The sequence below is a fragment of the Oscillibacter sp. CAG:155 genome, from assembly GCA_000436875.1.
Taxonomy (GTDB): Bacteria; Bacillota; Clostridia; order Oscillospirales; family Oscillospiraceae; genus Oscillibacter.
In genome coordinates, this window is sequence record FR890880.1 from 1 (window position 1) to 3,898 (window position 3,898).

The following is a 3,898-nucleotide window of genomic DNA, read 5'->3' on the forward strand; positions in this document are numbered from 1 at the left end:
CCATCCGCCGCTCCCCGCCTGCGCGCACTTGCCCGACAGTGCGGGGATGCGGGCCTGCATACGGGAGCGGCCCTGCTGACAGAACTGGAGACGGCGCTGACCGCCCGGGCCCATACGCTAAAAAAGAACGATCAATCCCTGATGGCAGCCCTTTGCCGGGCTGCCCGCTACCTGGCGCTCTGCCGGGAGAAGCTCCAGGAGGAATCTATCGCACAGCGGTGGCAGCAGGAGATGCCGGGTGCTGTATCTCCCCGCGCCCAGGAAAGAGCAGGAGGCGACCTATGAATACGATACAGGACCATAAAAAGGCAGAACTGGAAAAGTTGCTGGACACGCTGGAGTTTTCTCCCAGCAACCGTTCCATGGCACTGGAATATCTCTCGGCTGATCCGTGCGACGACCACCTGCTGGAAAAAGCGGAGGCCCAGGATTTCAAAGACCTGGACACCTTGCAGCAGTGCCAGGCTGCACACTGCCTGTCAGCACTGCGGGAAGCCGGCAGCACGGCGCAAATCGCCCGGTACATCAAGCTGTATTGGGCCATTGGGAAAAGCTCAGCCATCTTTTTGCTGGAAGATTTCTGCGATCCCCGCGTACGGGAACAGGAACGGGAGCTGCGCATCCAGCTGCTGGGCAAGCGCGCCGTGGCCGCCATGGAGGCAGAGCACGGTACATGGGGCACACCGGTCTGGCTTCATCAGCTGGCTGCCAATGAGCCGGAGATTCTGGAAGACGCCCAGGCACTGGGCGGTACCCCGCCGGGCAATCTCCACGCCACACTGGCCGGCATCCTGCTTTGCGAGCGGCGGAAAACGGTCTCCGACCTGCCGCAGAAGCTGCCGGAAGGTACGGACGCACTGTCGGAACGTCAAAAAGCCATCCTGACCGAGAGCAACCTAAACGCTCTGGCTGAGGCGGTCCCCACCCTGGGAGACGCAGACCGCAGGGCACTGGCCGGGTACATCCAAAAGGGCGATCCGGATCTCCATCTGCCCATTGTGTCCGTCAAAACCGCTTACGCCGCCGGACCTCAGACGGTATTGAACACCAGCCTCTCCAATCCATACCTGACCGGCCTGCTGGGCACAGCCTCCTTTCTGGGCCAGTGTCAGGATGACCGGGCGCGCTGTGCCGTGCGGATCTATCTCTCCCTGAATGCCTCCTCACTGTTGGAAGCTATTTTTTCCCGGGTACCCCAGGCGTATTTGATGGAGCAGCTGGAGAACCTGTTGTGGGATCTTCCCGGCGGAAAGGCGACCATGCTGCTGTTTTTGACAGGCTGCTCCTCCCATTGGATCAGCGAGCCGCTTCGGCGGGCCGTGGCTCAGCGGTGCAAATGCGATGTCGATCAGGTGCTGCAGGAAATGGATGCCGGCCAAATCATGGCCTTGCGCAAACTGCTGCCGGGTACGGTTCCCGGCGGAGGCAGCGGTCAGCAGCAACGGATCATCAGCCTTCTGGAAAAGCATGTACAAACCGGCGGCCCGGATCTGGATGCCTATCTGAGCGATATGGGCAGCCTGCGGGACAGTGCGGCACAGCTGTCCGCCATCCCCGCTTCCCCGTACTGCTTTCTCTCTGAGGAGGCGCAGCTGATCTGCTATTACCGCATCGCCGCCGGTTGGGACGATTTCGCCTGCCGCTGCGCGGTGGCATTTGCTGTGGTATTTCGGGGCTCTGGGATGGAGGATCTCTTCCGTTCCAACCAGGATATCACCGACCTGGCAGAAGCTCTGCTGGCAAAAGGTCTCCCGCTGACAGACACACTGCGCGTGTTCGGCGCCTTGCACGATGCAAGTTTCCGGGAAGCCATTAAATCCAGCATCCGAAACGCCGTCTATGAAGCAGTGAAGAAACCGGAGCATCTGACCGGGCTGTGCACTGCGGCAAAGACCGGCGATGTGTTCAGCCGGCAGGTGGCCCTGTCCGCACTGGACGAGCTGACTGCCCTGCCCGACTGCGCGCAGGCGGCAAAGGCGGGAATCCTGGCATGTGCCGGGGACTCCTCCAAACAGATCCGGGAACTGCTGCTGACCATCCTGCCGCCCCATCGGGACTGGGCATCGGATTATGCGGCTCTGCTCAGACACGGAAAAGCCGCCGAACGGCTCATGGCCGCAGAAGTGAGCGCAAAGCTGGGCGATGAGCTGCGTCCTGCGCTGGAGGAAGCTCTGGCGGCGGAAAAGAGCACCAAGGTCGTGTCCGCGATCCGCGCCGCACTGGGGCAGGTCGGCGCAGCACCCGGGACTCCCTCGCCTGTCAATCCCGAAGAGCTGACTGCCCAGGTTCTGAAAGGCGGGAAAAAGCGCAGAGTCCAATGGCTGCTGGATGCCCCCTTGCCTACGCTGCATCTGAGGGACCATACGCACGCCCAAGTGAGCGAGGACCGCCGCGCCGCCTTGCTGACAGCTTATTGCGAACTGGGCCGCATCGGCCGCAGCGAGACCGCTGCCAGTCTGGCCGAGGGGATTGAGGAAGGGGACCTGACCGTCCTTGCCCACGAAGTCTATGAAAAGTGGCTGGCCGAGGGCGCTCCAAGCAAAACGAAATGGGTGCTGGCTTTCGCGGCAGTCTTCGGCGGCCCCGCCATGACACCGAAGCTGGTCCGGGCCATCAGCGAATGGCCCCAGCACGCCCGGGGCGCGATCGCCTGTGATGCCGTGACAGCTCTGGCCCTGAGTCCTGATCCCGCCGCTCTGCTGGCCGTGGACGCCATCTCACGCAAATTCAAGTTCCGGCAGGTCAAAGCCGCCGCCGGCGCGGCTCTGGAGCACGCGGCCCAGGAGCTGGGCATCACGTTGGAGGAGCTGGCTGACCGGATCGTTCCGGACCTGGGCTTTTCTGCCGACGGGAAACGCACGTTTGATTATGGTTCCCGCAGCTTTACGGTGCATCTGACCCCCACCATGGAGCTGGAGATCACCAACGACGCAGGCAAGCGCGTCAAGAATCTCCCCGCCCCCGGCAAAACGGATGACGCGGAAAAGGCCACTGCCGCGTATGATGACTTCAAAGCGATGAAAAAACAGCTCCGCACCGCCGCATCCACTCAAAAGAACCGCCTGGAGGCAGCTCTCTCCGCCCTTCGCTGCTGGAAGGACGAGGCATGGCAGGCGCTGTTTGTGAAAAACCCCATCATGCATCAGTTTGCCATCAGCCTGATCTGGGGCATCTATGAAAACGACAGACTGCAAACGACCTTCCGCTATATGGAGGACGGCTCCTTCAACACGGTGGACGAGGAGGAATTCTGTCTGCCCGCAGATGCCCGGATCGGTCTGGTCCATCCGGTGGAATTGGAACCTCAGGTCCTGTCTGCCTGGCAACAGCAGCTGAAGGACTACGAGATCACCCAGAGCATTCTGCAGCTGAACCGCCCGGTGTACCGTCTGGAACCCGGCGGCGAGAAGCGCCGCGCTCTGGAGGACTTCGGCGGGAAGATGCTCAACGGTCTGTCTCTCTCCGGCAAGCTGCAGAGCCTTGGCTGGTTCCGCGGCAGTGTACAGGACGGAGGCGGGTATTACACCTTTTACCGGGAGGACCCCGCGCTCGGCCTGGGAGTGGAACTGCGTTTTTCCGGCTGCTTCATCGGCGATGAGAACGAGACCGTGACCGTCTACGATGCGGTGTTCTACAAAGCAGGCACCGTGAAGCGGGGCAGCTACTGCTACGATACCCCAAAGGCGGAACACATCTTTGCCTTGGGGGACATCCCCGCCCGTTATTACAGCGAGGTATTTTACCAGCTGGAGCGGGCAACCGCCTCCAGCACGGAGACCGACCCTACCTGGCGGGAGAGAAAAAACTAAAGCAGCACCGGACGGGATGTTCCCGTCCGGTGCTGCTTTCGCACTTTTTGCGCCGGCGATGGGCAATATGGTTTCAAGCCGGCGTCTTT

2 protein-coding genes are annotated in these 3,898 nt (G+C 61.7%); both read left to right on the forward strand.

Annotated elements, in window-relative coordinates:
- Window positions 1–285 (forward strand): hypothetical protein (locus tag QZL67_RS03830; protein ID WP_292919809.1); only part of this gene is annotated, 285 nt, incomplete at its 5' end.
- Window positions 282–3,809 (forward strand): DUF4132 domain-containing protein, encoded by a 3,528-nt coding sequence (locus QZL67_RS03835; protein WP_022289448.1) that lies wholly within the window; start codon window positions 282–284, stop codon window positions 3,807–3,809. The genes QZL67_RS03830 and QZL67_RS03835, both read left to right, overlap by 4 nt.
- The last annotated feature ends 89 nt before the right edge of the window (window positions 3,810–3,898 follow it).

Excerpts from the sequence above, each read along its gene's own strand:
- QZL67_RS03835 (WP_022289448.1), top strand. The coding sequence starts at position 282 with ATGAATACGATACAGGACCATAAAAAGGCAGAACTGGAAAAGTTGCTG.